The sequence below is a fragment of the Actinoallomurus sp. NBC_01490 genome, from assembly GCF_036227085.1.
GTDB classification, from domain to species: domain Bacteria; phylum Actinomycetota; class Actinomycetes; order Streptosporangiales; family Streptosporangiaceae; genus Actinoallomurus; species Actinoallomurus oryzae.
Map to the genome: position 1 here is coordinate 8,472,963 of NZ_CP109433.1, position 15,668 is coordinate 8,488,630.

Consider the following 15,668-nt stretch of genomic DNA (forward strand, 5'->3'; position numbering starts at 1 on the left):
CTCCACCGCCTTCACGACCAGGGTGAACAGCGCGAAGATCGCCACTGTCAGCACGACGTAGACCAGGTCAGCCATCACTCGGTTCCTCTGTCGGATGTACGGGGTGCGGCCTCTTCGAGCCCCGTCGCGGGGACGTCCTCGGGCTTCGGCGCGGTCGCGTGAAACTGGACCCAGAGCGGGTCCGTGCGCCGGCGCCGGCCGTACGCCTCGGCGAGCACGCGCACCGAGGCCACCAGAACACCGGCGAACACGAGCACCGCGGCCCGCGCGGCGTCGCCGCTCCCGGTTATCTCGATGTCGCCGAAGTGGTGCACGTCGAAGCCCGTGACGCACAGCCAGGCGACGGCGCCGACACCGGCACCGGCGACCGGCGGGCTCGGCCACGCCCAGGCCGCGACCGCCAGGGTCACGGCACCGAACGCCACCTGCCACGGCAGCCGATCCAGCACGACGGCGAGCGCGAACACACTCGCACTGCCACCCGCGAGCGGCCACGCGGAACATTCGAGGCGCGTCATCGCACCCTCCTGGACGTGACGATGGACATGCCGCCCATCGGCCCCCCTCATCGGGGGCTAAGCCAGGAGTTAACTGCTGCAATAGGCCGTTAAGGCGGTCGTTGACACCCTCTTAGCGCCGCCCCTCACCCCCTTAACGCCCTTTTAACGGGCAGCGGCGGGCGCGGGCTTGGTGGCGGCGTCGCCAGCGTGACCACTGGATTCGGTGGCGTGTGGGGTGCCGGGGCTGGCACCACGTAGTTCAGGCTCCGGCGGCACCGGCGCAGCTCGGCGTTGTCGCCGTAGGCCTCGTCGCCGGTGACCCACCCGAACGGCAGCAGCGAATCATCGCAGGCGCGTTCGATCACCCGCCAGGCCGACGGTGCTCCGCGCGAGATTCACTTCGACGTCTCGTCAGGGGTCTGCTCGCCTGCCTCGATGGCGAAGGGAAGTCGGTTCTCCGGCGGAGCCACGGGGCAGACGGGCATGTAATTGAACGCGCACGGAAGGTTGAGCGCGCGATTGAAGTCCAGCACGACCGTTCCGTCCTCGTCAGGCTCGGGAATCAGCAGCGAGCGGCACGCGCCGTAGGTGGTGACACCACTGGTCGCGTCGGTGAACACCGCCGCCATCCCGTTCACCGAACTGGTGAGAGAAAGGGCGTACTCCTCGTCGCCATAGGTGAACCTGACGATGCCGGGCGAGTCGTAGACGTGACTGTCGGTCCCGACGCTGTCGAGCGATACCGACTTCGTTTCCTCATAGGGTTCGAATCGTCCCTTCAGTACAAAGCGAGGGTCGGGCTCGTAGACCGGCACACCGCGGAAGTCGTTACGCGCCGGCGCTTGCGGGTCGTACGTCACGACCAGGTACTGATCCCGGTAGGTGACTCCTATCTCTACATCGCCGGCGGTTATCCGGACGTCATCCGGAGCCTCACTCAGATCCAGACCACAGACCTCGGTGAAGGACTCGCCTTCGTACGACATCGTCCGCCCTTGCGGATCGACGAAGAGCTTCTTGCCTTCCTGCCACCACAGGCCCGGCAGGTCAGGGTATTGGCGCGGCTCCTCATCCACCCAGTTCGAGGCGGTCGCAGCGAGCCAACCGAAGGGCGCCGTCAGGAACCGTTCCCAGCCGGCCCTCCATTCGCGCCACTCCTGCACGAACCGGGCGTTGTTGTCGGCGTTGGTGGTTGTCATGGTCATACCTCTCTGCTCGAACCTGAAATCAACGTGCCGGGCGGCCGGGCGGTCATCAGTCCGCCCGACGAGTAATGGCAGGCGTGTGGCGTTATGGCGTCAGGAGTGGGCGACCGCGCGGGCGGTGTCCTCGGTGGTCAGGTCGGCGTTGATCGCCGCCGCCGCGGTCACACCGGACGCGGCGGACTGCATCACGCCGGCGGTGACGTCGGTGACGTTGCCCGCGACATACACCCCTGGTGCCGCAAGCCCGGTCGGCCCGGCCTTCACTTGTTCGCCGATGCCGGCCGGGTGTTCCACAACGGTGACGCCCACCCCGTCGAGCAGCCCGTGCCGGGCGGCGAACCACGGACCGACCACCACGACACCACGCGGGACGATCTCCCCCGAGGCCAGGCGCACCCCGGTGATGCCGTCGTCCTTGACCTCGATGCCGACCACCTCGCCCTCCACCACACTGATGCCGCGGGCGGTCAGCTGTTCCCGCTGCTCACTGGTCGGTTCGGGTGCGGTGTGCCGCAAGAGGATCACATCGTCGCTCCACTGCCGCCACATCAGTGCCTGCATCGCGGCCACCGGACCGGTGGCAAGCACGGCGAGCGGCCGGTCGCGCACTTCCCAGCCGAAGCAGTACGGGCAGTGCACCACATCGCGCCCCCACCGCTCGCGCAGCCCCGGGATGTCGGGCAACTCGTCGGCCAGGCCGGTGGTCACCAGCACCCGGCGCGCCCGGTAGCCGGCGCCGTCGGACAGGGCGACCTGGAACCCGCCGTCCGCCGGCCGCTCCAGCGAGGTGACCTCGCCCTCGATGATCGTGCCGCCGTAGCCACGCACTTCGCTTCGGCCGATCTTCAACAGGTCGAGCGGGGGTACGCCGTCGCGGGTGAGATACCCGTGGGCGTGCGCCGCCGGGGCGTTGCGCGGATGACCGGCGTCCACGACGAGGACCGAACGCCGCGCCCGAACCAGGGTGAGGGCGGCGCCCAAGCCTGACAGGCCGCCGCCGACCACGAGAACGTCGAACTCCTCCTGGCCGCTGGGCGCGGCGGGCCGGCGTGAGGATTCCTGAATGTTCGTCATGCTCAGAGAATGTGAAGCCTTCCCAGAGACGGCAAGGGAACTTGCCGGTCTGGCAAATCAGCAGGGCACGACTGACCAGCTCGACGCCAGGGGCAGGCCTCCCAGCGGCCGCCGATCGTGTCGCCGTGCGGCGTTCCGGTGAAGCGCGGGTGGAAGCCCGGCGGCTACCGGTCGGCGGCGACGTCGACGCGGAGGTGATGCCCCGCGCCGATCGTGAGAGGAGCGGTGAAGGTGACCTCCACGGTCGCGCCCTCGACGCGGGCCGACGCGACGCGTACGTCGCCCCGCGGGCCGTGGGCCGTGACCCTCAGGCGCGCCGGGTCCGGAGGCGTGGCCAGTTCCAGTGTGAAGGTGCGGACGGTCACCTCGCCGTGCCGTACCTCGACCTCGCACGTCTGCCGGTGTCCCTCGCGGCGCTGCCGGTACAGGCCCCAGCCTCCGGCGGCGGTGAAGGCCGCGGCGAAGTCCTCCGGCCTCACCTTCGGCGCGAAGCCGAGGCGGCCCGCCGGGCCGTGGTGGGAGTAACCGCACGCGGCCAGGTACACGCCGTATCCCGCCATCGCCCGTGCGTAGTGCTCGCTGCACTCGATCTCGTTGTACGGGTTCCGCTTGCCCGCGGCGTACCGGTCGTGGACGGCGCGCGTGACCGTCAGGCCCTCGTCGACGAGCCCCTCGTAGACCATCTGCGTGGCGAGCTGGTACTCCTGGCCGGTCCACGACTCGTTGAAGTAACTCGCCGACCAGCTCGGCGGGTCGCCGTTCGCCTGGTCGGCACCGCCGTGCGGGAAGGTCGTCATCACCACGGCGGGCTCGTGCGCCGTCGCGAACCACCGGCCGCCCGGGATCTGCGGATGGTCCGTACGGTACGCCGCCGGGTCGGGCACGTAGTTGTACCGGTAGATGCCGGCCAGGGCGGTCTTCGCCTTGTCCTCGGGGAACACCCGGGGCAGGCCGAGCTGGAGCGCCAGGCTCTGGCCGAACATCTGGTCGATGTGGCAGCCGATGTTGGTGTTGACCGCCTCGGGATGGTGCTGGTCGACGATCTGGATGAAGTACTCCCCCGTCCACAGGTCGGTGGCGAGCGAGCGACAGCCGGAGTCGGCGAGCGTGCGGCACCGCTTGGCGAACGCCGTGTCGCCCATCTCATCGGCCATCTCCGCCCCGGCGTACAGCGCCGCGGCGTACATGCCGGTCATCCAGGCGATCTCGCCGTACCAGACGGCGTCGAGCGTGTTGGGCTGCGGGCCTTCGAGCGTGCCGTCCTGCCGGTCGTCGCGGCTCATCACCCAGCCCAGTGCCTGCTTGGTCCGTGGCCAGACGCGGCGCAGGAACGCCGTGTCGCGCGTCATCTGGTGTTCGCGGTAGATCCGCAGGATCGTGCCGCACTGGCCGTCGGTGGCCCAGCCCATGTCGGCCTCGGCCCGGTTTCCGATCTCCCCCGTGCCGGCGTGGAAGCCGACGCCCAGGTCGACGCGTTCGCGCGTGTCGCGCTCCAGCGAGGGGAACAGGCGGCCGATCGCCTGCGCGTAGTTCCACACGTGCTCGCAGGTGCCCGCGCAGCAGCCGACGCCCTCCCACGCGTAGAACCGTCCGCCGGCGAACTTCAGGCAGGTGGAGGTGGCCAGGGTCGACGCCGTGGCGAGCGTGCGTTCGAGGAGCCAGTGCGGCAGTGTCGCGTCGGTGTACCAGGTGTCGACCCAGCTCCGGGTGGCCTTCTCCAGCCGCCCGATCTCCCGGGCGAGGTGGCGCATGACCTCGGACGCGGAGTCGAACCGCTCGGCGTAGTGGCGGCGCAGCGTCGCACTCCCGGACAGGAACGCCAGGGCGGCGCGATCCGGCACCGGGAAGTACCAGGCGTAGGCGAACCGTACGGTGCGGCTCTGCCCGGGGCGGAGCCGTACGGGCACGGTGACCGCGCCGGCGATCGTGCCCAGGCCGCCGTCGATCTCGCCGGGCCCGGCGCCCGCCTCGGCGATCTCCTCCGGCGTGCTCCACTTCGCGAGCGACGGGCGTACGCGGGCGTCCGCCTCGAGCCCGGCGAGCGTCACCGTGCCGCCGTCGGTGAGCGTGTCGATCGGCTGGTGGGAGGGTGGCACGTCGGTGAAGACGATCCGGTCGACGTTCACGTGGCCCCAGCCGCCGGTGGCCTCGTCGACGATCTCGATGCGGGCCGTCCGGCCCTGATGGCGGATCAGGTCCATGCCGCGTACGGTGAGCGGTTCGGTGTTGTCGCCGGTGACGGAGGCGACCACGGCGCCGTCCACGACGACGCGGGCGCAGGTGTGCGCGGCGTCGGCGCCGCCGCCCACCCGTACGGTGACGTAGCGGCGCTCGATGGTGAAGTCCTGGCTGGTCAGCTTGCCGGTGTACGCGTCGGCCCGGCCCGCGTCGCCGTTCGCGGCCTGGAAGTTGTGCGAGGTGACGAACCGCTGCCCGGAGACGCGCAGGTCGCCGAAGCGCTTCATGTAGTCCGGCACCTGGTCGGCGAGCACCGGTCCGGCACCGAACGCGTCGCCCTCGACGGTCCAGCCCTCGTACGTGGTGCGCTCCCAGTCCTCGAACACGATGTCCGGCCGGGGCTGGGCGGCCTCGCCCGCGGCCGCGGTGAACTCCACGCCCGCGAAGCCCTCGCCGCCGACCCGCTCGCCGGACAGCGTGATCGGCTGCTGTGAGCGGGCGCGCAGGCAGACGGGGTTCTCGGCCCAGGCGGTGAGCTCGGCGCGTACGGAACGCGAGGACGTGTTGGTGACGGTGTAGGCGAGGACGGTGACCGGCAGCGTCGAGTCGTCGGCCTCCCCGGGCACGAACGGCGAGTAGGCGTCGAGGTGGACCCGGACCGGAGAGTTCTGGGCGCGGTAGTCGACGCGGCCGATCGGGTACTGGCCGGTGAAGGCGACGTCGTCGAACCCGTCGCCGTCGATGCGGCGCGCCCGGTCGCCGGTGGCCTTGATCACGACGCCCTGGCCGAACGGGGAGAACGGGTCGCGCGGCGCGGTGTAGGTGCTGCCGCCGGCCTCGGCGCCGGGCGCGGCCGGGCCGTTGTCGATGTCCCAGTACCAGAGCCGGCCGTCGCCGCCGAGGTAGACCTGACCGCAGCAGCCGCCGCCCACCGGCATGCCGATGTAGCGCAGGTCGGAGCCGGTGTAGCGGGTCGGCACGCCGCGTTCGCGCAGGCCGGCGGGGATGGGCTTGGCGGCGGGCACGAGCGAGCGGTTCGGCAGCGTGCCCGCCGCGAGCGCGTCCCGGGTGTGCGCGGCGAGTACGGCGGCGCTTGCCGCGGCGGCCGACAGGCTGAGGAAGCCACGGCGGCTGACGCGCCCGCCGTCGCCGCCACCGTGGCCGCCGCACCGGCCGCCGCAACAGTCCGTGTGGTGATCGTTCATGCTCCCCACCCTTCGTGAGAAATCGATTTCTGAAATCGATTTCTCGGGCAAAATAAGTTAGCCTCGGCTCGCTGTCAACGACTCTTGGAGCGTGACATGGCGACGTTCGTCCCCTTCGGTGGCTTCCTCGGTGCCGGCAAGACGACCACGCTGCTCGCGGCGGCCCGGCGGTTCTCCGGCGAGGGCCGCCGTGTCGCGGTGGTCACCAACGACCAGGGACGCGACCTCGTCGACACCCGGCTCGCCCGCGCCGAGGTGTCGCGCGTGTCCGAGGTGACCGACGGGTGCTTCTGCTGCCGGTTCGAGGACCTCGCGACGGTCGTGACCTCCCTGCTGGACGACGGCGTGGACGTCGTGCTGGCCGAGGCCGTCGGCAGCTGCACCGACCTGCGGGCCACCGTGGTCCGTCCGCTCCGCCGCTACCACGGCGACCGGCTCCGCGTCGCGCCGCTGACCGCGGTCGTCGACCCGGACCGCTACCGCCTCTTCGCCCGCGCCTGGGACGTCGGCGCGGAGTCCGACCTGGCGTACCTGTACGCCCACCAGCTCGCCGAGGCGGACGTCATCGCCGTGAACAAGACCGACACCGTGCCGGAGGACCGGCTGCCCGCCCTCCTGACCGACGTCCGCCGACGCTACCCGGCCGCACGCGTGGTGCCGTACTCGGCCGCGTCCGGCGAGGTCGCCGAGCTGCTGGCGGCCCTGGCGGACCCGGTCGCCGACACCGACGAGGACCCGGATCTGGACTATGACCGGTACGCCGCGGCGGAGGCGGCGCTGGCCTGGCTCAACCACGCGGTGACGCTGACCGCACCGGGGTCCGGCTTCCACCCGGCACGATGGGCGACGACGGCACTGATGACACTGTCGTCGGCCTGCGCGTCCGCCGGCGCGCTGATCGGCCACGCCAAGCTCAGCCTGGACACGCCCGGCGGGCTGACGAAGGCGAGCCTGACGGAGGCCGGCGGGACACCCCGGCTGGACGTCACCGGCCCGGGACGCGCGTCCGGAGGCCGGGCGGTTTTCAACCTGCGGATCGCGTGGACACCGGAGGCCCTGGACCGGGCGACCACCGACGCCGTACGCGCCGCGGAACTGGCCTGCGGGACACACGCGGCGCCCGAGCCGGACACCTTCGCCTTCCGCCCCGCCTACCCACGCCCCACCCACCGCATCCCGGCCGGGCACTGAACGACGGCCGTCGAGCGGTCAGCCGCGGGTGACGCGGAGGAGGCGTACGGCGGCGTCGGGGAGTTCGCGGCCTCGGGGCCAGACGGCGCGCAGGACGCGGTTCAGGTTCAGTTCGGTGGGGACCTCGGCCAGGCGGCCCGCCGCGATCTCGTCCGCGACGGCGAGGGCGCTCAGTACGGCCGGGGCCGTGCCGGAGACCGCCGCGATGCGCAGGGGGGCGGTGCCGCCCAGCTCCAGCGCGGGCTCGGTCACTCCCCCGTACGGCGCCAGGGCCGCCTCCAGGGTCTCGCGGGTGCCCGAACCCGCCTCGCGCAGCAGCAACGGCGTCGTGGCGAGTTCGACGGGGCGCAGCGGGCGTCGTTTACGCGACCACGGGTGGGCCGGGGACGCCACGACGACGAGCCGGTCGCGCGCCACGGCGCGGCTGTGCAGGTCGCGCGGCGCGCCCCGGCCCTCGATGAACCCCAGGTCGGCCTCGCCGCCGCGCAGACGCTCGATCACGTGGGCGCTGTTGGCGACGTTCAGCTCGACGTGCACGTCCGGGTCGACGTCCCGCAGTGTGACGAGCCAGCCCGGCATCAGGTTCTCGGCGATGGTCAGGCTCGCGGCCACGCGTAGCCGGCCGTGCTGGCGGGCGCGGAGGGCGGAGACGCCCTCGACCAGCGCGTACGCCGATTCGAGCACGGTCCTCGCCCAGTCGGTCACCACGAGCCCGGCCGAGGTGAGCCGGGAACCGCTGGGCGAGCGTACGAGCAGGCGAACGCCCAGCCGGCGTTCGAGCGTGCGCATGCGGGCGCTGGCGGACGGCTGACTGATCCGCTGCCGCGCGGCCGCCTGCCCGAGGCTGCCCGTCTCGGCGACGGCGATGAGCAGTTCGAGCGCCTCCAGGTCCGGCAGACGTTGACTCATAGAGGAACCCTATGACCTGCCAGCGCAACACCTGCTAGTGCGTCCTCCGTACGCGCCCGATCCTGAGGATCATGACCACTTCGACGACGCGTCCCCATGCCCACCGCACCTCGCCGGCGACCGGGTCGCGTCGCGTACGGAACGTCGCGCCGGGTCTCGCGGTGTCCGCGGTCGCGGTCGTGGTGGCCTGGTGCGTGCATCGGCTGGCGGGCCCGGTGCCGATGCTGACGGCGGCCCTGCTGCTGGGCATCGTCGCGGTCAACACCGGGGTCCTTCCCGACGCGACGCGGGCGGGGACGCGGTTCGCGGCGCGAACGCTGATGCGGGCGGGCGTGGTGCTGCTCGGGCTCCAGGTGTCGCTGAGCGACATCGCGGGGCTGGGCTGGCAGACGATCGCCATGACGGTGGCCGTGCTGCTCGCGACCCTGCTCGGCACGCCGTGGCTGGGGCGGCTGATGGGTTTGCCTCACCGGCTGTCGCTGCTGGTCGCCGCCGGTTGTGCGATCTGCGGCGCGTCGGCCGTCGCGGCCGTGGACGGCGTGCTCGGCGCCCGCGGCGACCGCGGCGACCGCGAGACCGGGGATCGCACCGACGACGGTGAAAGGGAGGGCGATGCGGCGACGGCGGTCGCGGTGGTCATGCTGTGCGGCACCCTGGCGATCGCGGTGATGCCGGTGCTGGGTCATCTGCTCGGCCTGTCCGCGTACGACGAGGGCCGCTGGGCCGGCGCCAGCGTGCACGACGTGGGCCAGGTCGTCGCGACGGCCACGGCCCTGGGCCCGGCGGCCGTCGTCCCGGCGATCACGGTCAAGCTGGTCCGGGTGGCCATGCTCGCCCCGGTGACGACCGTGATCGGCCTGCGTGCCCGCCGTGGCGCCGCGTCCGGGACCCGTCGCCCCGCGGTGCTGCCGGTCTTCCTGATCGCATTCGTGGCGATGGTCTTGATCCGCTCGACCGGCAAGGTGCCCACGGACCTCCTGAACGACGTGAGCGTCGTGAAGGACCTGCTGTTCGCCGCCGCCCTGTTCGGCCTGGGCACCGCCGTACGCGTACGCCTCCTGGTGCGGACCGGCCACCGCGCCCTGCTGCTGGGTCTGACGTCCTGGGTGTTGATCGCCGGCGTCTCCTACGCCGGCGTCCTGCTAACCCGCTGACCGCCGCGGCCCGACGAGGTCCCCCGGATCGAAGCTCACCGGGAAGGGCTCGGCGGCGATGGAATGATTACGGGAACATGAGTTCGAGAAAACCCGCCACCGGTGGTTTCGTCGGTGGCGGGTTTTCTTGTCGAGCTCAGCGGACCTCGGTGATCTCCGGGCCGCGCTCGAAGGGGTTGAGCGGCGGACGGTCTCCCTCGCCCTGTTGCTCGGGGTTCATCGCCTGCTGGGCCTCGGCCGGCAGCGAGAGCTCGAGCAGCTCACGCGGCGGCATCGGGGCGTCGCCCCGGACCACGACGATCTGCTGGAACACCTGCTCCATGATCGCCGCCTGCTCCGGGTCCTCCAGGGCGGCACCGCTCAGCACGCCGCGCAGGAACCAGCGAGGGCCGTCGACGCCAATGAAGCGGACCGGCTGCCAGCCGAAGCCCTGCTCGGCGATCTCGGCCGGGACCTGGTCGCGCATCTCCTCCGGGATGGCCACCGGCACCATGCCGTGCAGCTCCTTGCCGAACGGGCCCTCGGCCTCCTGGGTCTCCCCCTCGGCCTGCTTGATCTCGTCGGCGGTCTCCTTGCGGACCTCGTCCCAGATCCCGTTCTTCTTCGGCGCGGCGAAGGGCTGCACCTGCAGCCCGCTCTCCCCGTGCACGATCGTGATCGCGACGATGCGGCCGCCCACGGGGTTGCCCTGGGCGTCCTGCTCGACGGCCTCGACGTTCACCTGGATCTCGATGCCCTCCCCGATGGGCACCTGGATCGCGCCGAAATCGACGCGCTCCATCTCCGGAACCCCTTCGGCCTCGGAGTCCCACGGACCACCGTGCGACACGACCGCGGGCTCATCGTCGGGCTCGGCCGGCTCGTCCGCGACGGTCTCCTCCTCGGTCGGCTCGACGTTCTCGGGCTCATCGTCCCGACGACGGCGTCGAAACACGACTCACGCTCCTTCACTGCTGTGCTGGACGGACGCGCCCGCGACGCGACCTTGGACTGTCCCCGCGTACCCGCCGGTGGACCCGAATCCACCGTCTCCGCGGGCCGACCCCGGCAGGGTCTCGACCTCATGGAAGACCGCCCGCTCCACACGCTGGATGACCAGCTGCGCGATGCGGTCGCCGCGCTTCAGGCGGACGGTGTTCCGGATATCGGTGTTCAGCAGGGTGACCTTGATCTCTCCCCGGTAACCCGCGTCGACGGTGCCCGGGGCATTGACGATCGTCACTCCCAATCTAGCCCCCAGTCCGGACCGCGGATGCACGAAGGCCGCGTAGCCGTCGGGCAGGGCGATCGCGATCCCCGTCGGCACCATCTGGCGCTCACCGGGCGCGAGCTCGACGTCCTGCGCTGCGCACAGGTCGGCCCCGGCGTCACCGGGATGCGCGTACGCGGGCGCGGGCAGGCCCGGGTCCAGTCGCTGGATCAGTACGTCCACGGTCAACGTCTCACCTCGTCGTCATGGGCCCTTCGGCACGTCACAGGGCGTGACATTACCGCCTGCACGGACTGTTTCCGGTGACCGCGCCCGGAACGACGGCCAGAAGCGAGGACCGACCGGCATCCGGCGCTCCGTGCCGGATGCCGGTGCACGGCCTACGGCGGCGGGTCCGAGAGCCCCCACCGCCGTAGGCTTTCAGGTGGGCCGCGGCCCGTCCGGGCGCGGCTCCTCCTCCCGCGATTCGTCGGGCGGCGCCTCCTCGGACCGCGTCTCCTCGGGCGAGGCCGACGGATCCTCGGGCGCCGGCGCGCCCCGGCGCGTGCCCGCCGCACGCAGGCGCCCACCGGCGAGGGACGGCGGCTTGGCCGGGGAATCGGCGGGCGTCGGCTCGGAGGAGTCGCGCAGCGCCGGCACCGCGCGGTAGAGGACGGCGGCCGTGGGCACGGCGACCGCGGCGCCCGGGATGCCGCCGACCACCCCGCCGATCGTGATCGCGAGGATGATCGCGAGCGGGTGGAAGCGCACCCACCGGCCGACCACGAGCGGTTGCAGGACGTGCCCCTCCAGCTGCTGTTCGAGGACCAGGATGCCGAGGAAGACGAGCGCGGCGATGCCGCCCTTGACGCTGAAGACGACGATGACCGCCAGCGCCCCGGCGACCAGGATGCCGACGATCGGGATGAAGCTGCCGAAGAAGACGATGACCGCGAGCGGCGCGACCAGCGGCACTCCCATGATGATCAGCACGACCGCGATGACCACCGAGTGGATGAGCGCCACGATCACCGTGCCGTGGACGTACTGCGACAGCGTCTCCCACGCCGCGCGGCCGGCCCGGTCGAAGCGCTCGCGGTACTGGCCGAAGCCGCGGATGAGCCAGTTCCAGATGCCGCGTCCGTCCTTGAGCAGGAAGAACGTGACGAAGAACAGGAACACGATGGACGCGATCACCTCACCGGCGACGGTGGCGCCGGTGAAGACGGTGTTCACGACCTTGCCGCGCTGCTGCTGGAGCTGTTTGAGCAGCTCGTCGATGGCCGACTGCAGCTGGGAGTTCTTCAGGTGCAGCGGCCCGGTGACGAGCCAGTGCTGCCCCTGTTTGACGGTGTGCTGGATGCGGTCGACGAGGTGGGGGAACTGGTCGTTGGCCTGGATGCCGACGAACGTGCCGACGCCGCCGAGCACGGCGAACGCCAGCAGCATGGTCAGCCAGGTGGCGGCCAGGGAGGGCATCCAGCGGCGCAGCCGGTCGGTCACCGGTTGCAGCAGGGCGCACAGGAGCAGGGCGACCGCGCAGGGCAGGACCACGAGGCGCAGCCGGTCGATGATGTTGACGACCGCGTAGACCACGATGCCGATCACGATGAGCCGCCAGCACCACGCCGCGGCGGCGGCCAGGGCCGGTGGCACCCGCGGATCCCGTTCCGTCACGTCTCTCCTCCGACGCTGGCCCTACCCGAACTCCCCGTGTCAACTCGGGCGGGCCCATCGTGTCATGTCCGGCGCGTCAGGGACGACGCCTTGGTGGCCCTAGGTGTTCACTCGACGGCGGACCTTGGCCACATACGGGCAGCCGCGGTTCGGCGGTGACGCGGCCGGGGATCCCGACGTACACGGATTTACATCCCGTTCTTCACGTCTCGTTCATCGTCCTCCGGGGAGGTTCGTCATGGCCGACGCCAGGCCCGCGAGCGTCGTACACCGGTCCCTCGACGGGTACCGCTTTCAGATCTCCGGGGGGCTCGACCTCAGGGAGCCGTTCACCTCGGTCGGCCGGTACGCCGTCGACGGCCGGCTCTATGAGCTGACCTCCGGGGGGCATTCCGTGGCGACGGGATGGACCCGCGACCTCGGCGTCAGCCGGTTCGACGACGAGTTCTCCCTGCCGAACGGGCGGCTGCGCACCGTACGGGTCACCGACTACGACAAGCGCTCCGGTCTGGAGGACCAGCTGCTCGCCGTGGTCTGGGAGGGCAAGCGGTTCTCGCTGTTCGTCCCGATGTACAACGCCAAACCCGCCGACGCCGTCCATCTCTTCCAGCTCCTCGGGGTGACCGAGCACACCGACGGCCTCACCGTCGCCTCGCGCAACCCCAAGCGCGCGGGCATCGCCGAACCCGCCGAGATGGTCAAGGAGGTGCCCGACCTCGGCCTGCTGCAGATGACGGCGCTCAACAAGACGACCGCGCGGCGGCTCCCCTCGTGGCGTGGCGCGAAGCTGCCGCACGGCGAGCTGTTCCGCGACACGCTCGACGACGACAGCACCTACTTCGTGCTCGCCACGCCCTCCGCGATGGTCACCGTGCTGCCGCACGAGGACGTGTCCAGCAAGGTCCCGGCACGGCTGTCCGCGCTCAAGGTCGAGACCGTCGCCTGATGACCGAGATGCTCACGGGCGTCTGCGCCGGCACCGTCGCGCTCGTCCTGCTGCTGGCGTTCGCGGGGCACCTGCGCGCCCCGCGTACGCTGCCGGCCGCGCTGGCCGCCCACCGGGTCGTGCCCGGCCCGCTGCGGTGGCCGGTCGCGGTCGTCGTCATCGCGCTCGAAGGCGTGCTCGGGGCCGCCGTGGGCTACGCCGTGGCGGCCGGGCGCCCGCACAGCCTCACGCTCGCGGCGGGCTGCGCCGTGGTCCTGTTCGCCGGCTACGCGGGCTATGGCCTGTACGTCCTGCGCACCCGGCCGAGCGTGCCGTGCGGCTGTGCGACCGGTCCGGGCGGGGACACGCCGATGAGCGGCTGGGTGGCCGGACGCGCCGCCGCGCTCGCGCTCGCGTCCCTCGTGGCGGTCACCGGAACGACGCCGGAGCACGGCACCCACACCGCGATCGTGGTGCTGGCCTCCGTCGTGTTCGCGGTGCTGCTCTCGCTGCTGCCCCAGGCCATGTTCGATCCCGAAAGGCAGGCCGTCTCATGAGTTTCGAGACCACCGCACTGCTCCTGACGTGGGTGGCGCTCGTGCTGCTCGCCCTGGTCGTCTCCGGCCTGGTGCGTCAGGTGCACCATCTCACGCGGGGGCCGCGCAGCCGCGACCTCGGTTTGCGGGCCGGCACGCCCGCGCCCGCCCTGGACGTCGTACGGGCCGAGCCCGGCGAGGCGACCCTCCTGCTGTTCCTGAATGAGGACTGCCCGGTCTGCCACGACGTCTTCCAGGAGGCGCTCGGCCTCCGCGGCGGCCCGGCGACCAGGGCGATCTTCGCCGAGGAGCCGATCGGCGCGGACCCGCCGGCGAACCTGACGATCCTGCCGCACCAGGCCGAGCTCTTCACGGCGTACCAGGTGCCGGCCACGCCGTACGGGGTGATCATCGGCGCGGACGGGCGGGTCCGCACGGCCGAGCCGGTCGGGTCGATCCGCGGCCTGCACACCCTGGTCACCGACGCCGGTGGACGACTGCACGACGACGCGGAGCTGGACCCCAGCACGCGCTGAGATCTGAGGCGGCCACGACCGGCCGCCGGAACGAGGAGTGGCCATGTTCGACCTCGACAGCGTCCCCCCGCTGCGCGGCCCCCGCCCGGAGGGCGCCGAGCGCGTACGCCGCCGCCCGCCCGCGGCGACCGCCGAAGGCGTCGGCCGCCGGTCCATGCTCGGCGGAGTGATCGCCGCCGGCACCACGGCCGGGCTGGTCGCCGTGGGGGTCTTCTCCCCGGCGCGCAAGGCCCTGGCGGCCTCGGGACCCGGCACGACGGGCTGGACCCCGGGCACCTACACCCATGGCCTGACCCCGGGCTACTACGACATCTACAGCAAATGCCCGTCGTACGCGGAGTCGCACAACTGCTCCCCCGGCTGCGGGCCCAGCACCGTCGACCCCAACGCGTGCCGGACGAGCGGCAAGTACCGCGGCTACCACAAGTCGGGTGTCTCGGACCCGGGCCAGTACAAGCTGCGGCCGAACGAGTGCTACGGCTCCAAGTACGACGGCTGGATCTGGCACTACGCGAACCCCTGCGGAGACTGCCCCACGTCCGTGACCTGGCGCTGCCACGACGGCTGGACCAAGAGCGCCACCGGCACCTGGTACAAGTCGATCTGCCGGTGGGCGTATGCCTGCAGCTGAGGCGTTGCCCGCGGGACGCCTGCGCCGTGGGCTGACCGAGCCGTTGCTGCCGTTCGCCGCGCTGGCCCTGCTGGCCGTCGCGGCGGCCGCCGCCGGCCACGCGGTGCTGTGCTGGGCCTCGGTCGGGGCGCTCGCGGGCTATTCGCTGTCCGGCTCGGTTTGAACGCGTAACAGCGACTTCGTGCTGTTCTCGCCAGGTTGGCGGGCTCCCGTACGGCAGGGCCAGGTCCTCGCCGTCTTCTCCGCCGGGCTGCTGCTCGGCGGCACGCTCAGCGCGACCGTGCTGTGGGTGCTGTCCGGCCTCGCGGCGCCCCTCCCGGAAGCGGTACGCACCGGACTCCTCATCGCCGTGGCGGCCCTCGGCGTCGCGCGTGAGGCCGGGTGGGTACGGATCCCGATGCCGCAGAACGCCCGGCAGATCCCGCAGGAGGTGCTGCGCGCCCGGATACGGCGGGGCGCGCTGCAGTTCGGCTTCGAGCTGGGCACCGGCGTGCGCACCTTCGTGTCCGCGAGCGCCCCGTACGTCGTGGCGCTCGGGTTGCTGCTCGCCCACCAGGGACCGGTGCCGACGATCCTGACCGGCACGGGCTTCGGAGTCGGCCGCGCCGCGACCGCGGCGGCACGCTACGCCAGCCGCCACGACGAGTGGGACGACCGCCGCGTGACCCGCATGCCGTTCCTGACGAACGCGATCGGCGTGACCGTGCTCATCGCCCTGGTCCTGCTGTCCGTACGCGGCATGTGAGACCGGGCCGCGC

16 protein-coding genes are annotated in these 15,668 nt (G+C 71.9%); 8 read left to right on the forward strand and 8 right to left on the reverse strand.

From position 1 onward, the window contains the following. Positions 1-74: 74 nt before the first annotated feature. The 4 genes from OG417_RS39000 to OG417_RS39015 form a co-directional block, all read right to left on the reverse strand. The gene (locus tag OG417_RS39000; RefSeq protein ID WP_329239984.1) at positions 75-518 is read right to left on the reverse strand and encodes a hypothetical protein; all 444 of its coding nucleotides are present in this window, start codon (positions 516-518) and stop codon (positions 75-77) included. Between the two features lie 377 nt (positions 519-895). Beyond that, entirely contained in the window at positions 896-1,699 is an 804-nt protein-coding gene (locus tag OG417_RS39005) for a DUF1684 domain-containing protein (protein ID WP_329239986.1), read from the reverse strand. Positions 1,700-1,798: 99 nt separating this feature from the next. Beyond that, positions 1,799-2,779, reverse strand: a complete 981-nt coding sequence (locus OG417_RS39010; protein ID WP_329239988.1) for an NAD(P)/FAD-dependent oxidoreductase — start codon at positions 2,777-2,779, stop codon at positions 1,799-1,801. 164 nt (positions 2,780-2,943) lie between these two features. Continuing rightward, positions 2,944-6,162 carry a GH116 family glycosyl hydrolase gene (locus OG417_RS39015; protein ID WP_329239990.1) on the reverse strand — a complete coding sequence of 1,073 codons (3,219 nt, stop codon included), beginning with the start codon at positions 6,160-6,162 and terminating at the stop codon, positions 2,944-2,946. Between the two features lie 96 nt (positions 6,163-6,258). Here OG417_RS39015 and OG417_RS39020 point away from each other — a divergent pair, with 96 nt between their 5' ends. Next, positions 6,259-7,353: a GTP-binding protein gene (locus OG417_RS39020; protein WP_329239992.1), complete on the forward strand. Its 1,095-nt coding sequence runs from the start codon at positions 6,259-6,261 to the stop codon at positions 7,351-7,353. 18 nt (positions 7,354-7,371) lie between these two features. On the opposite strand, the gene OG417_RS39025 is transcribed toward OG417_RS39020, so the two are convergent. Next, positions 7,372-8,262 carry a LysR substrate-binding domain-containing protein gene (locus OG417_RS39025; protein WP_329239994.1) on the reverse strand — a complete coding sequence of 297 codons (891 nt, stop codon included), beginning with the start codon at positions 8,260-8,262 and terminating at the stop codon, positions 7,372-7,374. Positions 8,263-8,333: 71 nt separating this feature from the next. Here OG417_RS39025 and OG417_RS39030 point away from each other — a divergent pair, with 71 nt between their 5' ends. Then, positions 8,334-9,416 carry a YeiH family protein gene (locus OG417_RS39030; protein ID WP_329239996.1) on the forward strand — a complete coding sequence of 361 codons (1,083 nt, stop codon included), beginning with the start codon at positions 8,334-8,336 and terminating at the stop codon, positions 9,414-9,416. Between the two features lie 136 nt (positions 9,417-9,552). On the opposite strand, the gene OG417_RS39035 is transcribed toward OG417_RS39030, so the two are convergent. The 3 genes from OG417_RS39035 to OG417_RS39045 all read right to left on the reverse strand — a co-directional run bounded on the left by OG417_RS39035 (position 9,553) and on the right by OG417_RS39045 (position 12,282). Beyond that, complete coding sequence (locus OG417_RS39035) at positions 9,553-10,350, reverse strand: DUF3710 domain-containing protein (RefSeq protein ID WP_329239998.1); 798 nt, start codon at positions 10,348-10,350, stop codon at positions 9,553-9,555. A gap of 3 nt (positions 10,351-10,353) precedes the next feature. Next, the gene (gene dut / locus OG417_RS39040) at positions 10,354-10,854 is read right to left on the reverse strand and encodes a dUTP diphosphatase (RefSeq protein ID WP_425551028.1); all 501 of its coding nucleotides are present in this window, start codon (positions 10,852-10,854) and stop codon (positions 10,354-10,356) included. Positions 10,855-11,046: 192 nt separating this feature from the next. Further along, positions 11,047-12,282, reverse strand: coding sequence for an AI-2E family transporter (locus tag OG417_RS39045; protein WP_329239999.1), 1,236 nt, complete (start codon positions 12,280-12,282; stop codon positions 11,047-11,049). Between the two features lie 238 nt (positions 12,283-12,520). On the opposite strand from OG417_RS39045, the gene OG417_RS39050 reads away from it, so the two are divergent. Genes OG417_RS39050 through OG417_RS39075 form a run of 6 tightly spaced genes read left to right on the forward strand, consistent with a single transcriptional unit; the run spans position 12,521 to position 15,655 of the window. After that, complete coding sequence (locus OG417_RS39050) at positions 12,521-13,228, forward strand: hypothetical protein (RefSeq protein WP_329240001.1); 708 nt, start codon at positions 12,521-12,523, stop codon at positions 13,226-13,228. Continuing rightward, positions 13,228-13,764, forward strand: a complete 537-nt coding sequence (locus OG417_RS39055) for a MauE/DoxX family redox-associated membrane protein (RefSeq protein WP_329240003.1) — start codon at positions 13,228-13,230, stop codon at positions 13,762-13,764. The genes OG417_RS39050 and OG417_RS39055 overlap by 1 nt, the downstream gene beginning before the upstream one ends. Then, positions 13,761-14,279, forward strand: coding sequence for a hypothetical protein (locus tag OG417_RS39060; RefSeq protein WP_329240005.1), 519 nt, complete (start codon positions 13,761-13,763; stop codon positions 14,277-14,279). Before OG417_RS39055 ends, OG417_RS39060 begins: the two co-directional genes overlap by 4 nt. Before the next feature lie 43 nt (positions 14,280-14,322). After that, positions 14,323-14,910: a hypothetical protein gene (locus OG417_RS39065; protein WP_329240007.1), complete on the forward strand. Its 588-nt coding sequence runs from the start codon at positions 14,323-14,325 to the stop codon at positions 14,908-14,910. After that, on the forward strand, positions 14,897-15,073 hold the full coding sequence (locus OG417_RS39070; RefSeq protein ID WP_329240009.1) for a hypothetical protein: 177 nt from the start codon (positions 14,897-14,899) through the stop codon (positions 15,071-15,073). Before OG417_RS39065 ends, OG417_RS39070 begins: the two co-directional genes overlap by 14 nt. A gap of 18 nt (positions 15,074-15,091) precedes the next feature. Continuing rightward, positions 15,092-15,655 carry a hypothetical protein gene (locus tag OG417_RS39075; RefSeq protein ID WP_329240011.1) on the forward strand — a complete coding sequence of 188 codons (564 nt, stop codon included), beginning with the start codon at positions 15,092-15,094 and terminating at the stop codon, positions 15,653-15,655. Positions 15,656-15,668: the final 13 nt, after the last annotated feature.

Excerpts from the sequence above, each read along its gene's own strand:
- OG417_RS39010 (WP_329239988.1), bottom strand. The coding sequence starts at position 2,779 with ATGACGAACATTCAGGAATCCTCACGCCGGCCCGCCGCGCCCAGCGGC.
- OG417_RS39020 (WP_329239992.1), top strand. The coding sequence starts at position 6,259 with ATGGCGACGTTCGTCCCCTTCGGTGGCTTCCTCGGTGCCGGCAAGACG.
- OG417_RS39055 (WP_329240003.1), top strand. The coding sequence starts at position 13,228 with ATGACCGAGATGCTCACGGGCGTCTGCGCCGGCACCGTCGCGCTCGTC.
- OG417_RS39000 (WP_329239984.1), bottom strand. The coding sequence starts at position 518 with ATGACGCGCCTCGAATGTTCCGCGTGGCCGCTCGCGGGTGGCAGTGCG.
- OG417_RS39025 (WP_329239994.1), bottom strand. The coding sequence starts at position 8,262 with ATGAGTCAACGTCTGCCGGACCTGGAGGCGCTCGAACTGCTCATCGCC.
- OG417_RS39060 (WP_329240005.1), top strand. The coding sequence starts at position 13,761 with ATGAGTTTCGAGACCACCGCACTGCTCCTGACGTGGGTGGCGCTCGTG.
- OG417_RS39070 (WP_329240009.1), top strand. The coding sequence starts at position 14,897 with ATGCCTGCAGCTGAGGCGTTGCCCGCGGGACGCCTGCGCCGTGGGCTG.
- OG417_RS39065 (WP_329240007.1), top strand. The coding sequence starts at position 14,323 with ATGTTCGACCTCGACAGCGTCCCCCCGCTGCGCGGCCCCCGCCCGGAG.
- OG417_RS39030 (WP_329239996.1), top strand. The coding sequence starts at position 8,334 with ATGACCACTTCGACGACGCGTCCCCATGCCCACCGCACCTCGCCGGCG.
- OG417_RS39050 (WP_329240001.1), top strand. The coding sequence starts at position 12,521 with ATGGCCGACGCCAGGCCCGCGAGCGTCGTACACCGGTCCCTCGACGGG.
- OG417_RS39015 (WP_329239990.1), bottom strand. The coding sequence starts at position 6,162 with ATGAACGATCACCACACGGACTGTTGCGGCGGCCGGTGCGGCGGCCAC.
- OG417_RS39005 (WP_329239986.1), bottom strand. The coding sequence starts at position 1,699 with ATGACAACCACCAACGCCGACAACAACGCCCGGTTCGTGCAGGAGTGG.